Annotated in this window: 2 protein-coding genes; both read right to left on the reverse strand. The window is 28.9% G+C overall.

Annotated features, from left to right (window positions below; all coding sequences use genetic code 11):
- Window positions 1-12: 12 nt before the first annotated feature.
- The gene (locus ADJ83_RS04585) at window positions 13-501 is read right to left on the reverse strand and encodes a hypothetical protein (RefSeq protein WP_031536620.1); all 489 of its coding nucleotides are present in this window, start codon (window positions 499-501) and stop codon (window positions 13-15) included.
- On the reverse strand, window positions 494-1,141 hold the full coding sequence (locus ADJ83_RS04590; RefSeq protein ID WP_031536621.1) for a TnsA endonuclease N-terminal domain-containing protein: 648 nt from the start codon (window positions 1,139-1,141) through the stop codon (window positions 494-496). The genes ADJ83_RS04585 and ADJ83_RS04590 overlap by 8 nt, the downstream gene beginning before the upstream one ends.
- Window positions 1,142-1,615 lie beyond the last annotated feature (474 nt).

Raw genomic sequence — 1,615 nt, forward strand, 5'->3', positions numbered from 1 at the left:
CAAAAAGGATATTTATTCTCCCACAAACATTTTACTCATACTGTTAATGATGGGATCGATAATTTTATTCTTATTACTTTTCCTATTTAGATATAAATCTATTATTAATTCTTTTAGAGTAGGGTAGGTATCAAGTAATAAGTTGAATGCACCAGTAAAGTTATTAGAATCTTCTTCTTTAATTACTGGAAAATCTTTTCTGTTATAATCCTTTACTCTCTTATAAGGAATCAATCCTTTATAGCCCATTATTTCTCCTGATTCATCCTTTTCTAAACATCTTCTAACAAACCTATGAATTTCATCTCGTCTTAACCCTGTTTCAGTTTCTATATCTTTAACCTTCATGTCAGTAGATATAAATAAGTCAACAGCTTTTTTTCTTTCTAAAAATAGCTTACGATGTTTAGGGGTTAAATTTTCAATTAATACTGTTGGCCAAAGTGATGTGTCCAATGATTCTTGATTAATGTTTAAATTTTCAACGCTTCTTCTACCCATTTATCCACACCTCTGTATTAATACCAAAATGACTTTGAGAAATATTGGATTGAATTTCTCCATTAAATATCATCCAACCAATTGAAACATATAATTTATCGAGAGTGAATTTTGAGTTTTGTAAGATAGTCTGAAGAGTTCTTCTTTGAGGTAAGTTTTCTTTTAATATTTTGATGATTCTATATTTATCAACGTCAGAAGGGGTAGCTTGTTTAATTGTTTTTAAAATTAACTTTAAATTAGAAAGAAACAGCCTATTTTCACGAATTTCATTCTCGGTTTGAACGCTGTGTTTATATCCATTTTCATTGCACCAATCCTGTTGAACAGTAAACTGATCAATTACTTTAGCTTTATTAAGTTCAAATGAATATTTGATTTCTCTAAATTCTTGTTTTCCATCAGCATATTTAATCCAAATATCGAAAATTGAATTTTTCATTTTACCATTAATAAGGCTTGTTACTTCTAAAGGTTGTTCACAAAAATCCAAAATTTGCGGATTAGCTTCTACAAGTAACCAATGCTCATATTCTAAATCGCTAAATAAATAAACATTTCTTTTTAATTTCGGACTAAATGAATACCATCTATTATTTCCAAAACGTTTACTTCCATCAGTTATTACTGGGGTATACATATTTTACCACCTCTGAATTAACATATTTTTAATAAGCATGTACAATATAATGGATTGTACATAAATATCTAAATTGTGGAGATATAAAATATTATAAATTTTCAAAAAGTACATACTCTTTTGTCCTTAGTATAAAATGTACAAACTTTTTTGTCCTTTTACAAACAAAATAGAGATTAAAAATGTAAGAGGAAGAACGACAACATATAAATATCCTTTTACTATTTTCCTTAGCAAGCGTTTAACCACCTTTCCATCAATTTGTAATTGTTCCTTTATTATACATCATTATTTGTTTTTTCTAAATATTTCATCAAAAAAAATCCATCCCATTCTTCCGTATAGTTCCACTAATCATCAGTAGAGGTAACTGAAAAAGTGTATTACCTGGTGTGTCGGTAGTTACCAAACCATTCAAACTTAGTGTAGGTTTTTGTTTTCCGAGGCTTACCGCTCGCTTTCCACGGGGCGAGC

The organism is Bacillus sp. 522_BSPC (genome assembly GCF_001076885.1).
In the GTDB taxonomy this organism is placed as follows: Bacteria; Bacillota; Bacilli; order Bacillales; family Cytobacillaceae; genus Niallia; species Niallia hominis.

Coding starts and splice junctions, on each gene's coding strand:
- ADJ83_RS04585 (WP_031536620.1), bottom strand. CDS start 501: ATGGGTAGAAGAAGCGTTGAAAATTTAAACATTAATCAAGAATCATTG.
- ADJ83_RS04590 (WP_031536621.1), bottom strand. CDS start 1,141: ATGTATACCCCAGTAATAACTGATGGAAGTAAACGTTTTGGAAATAAT.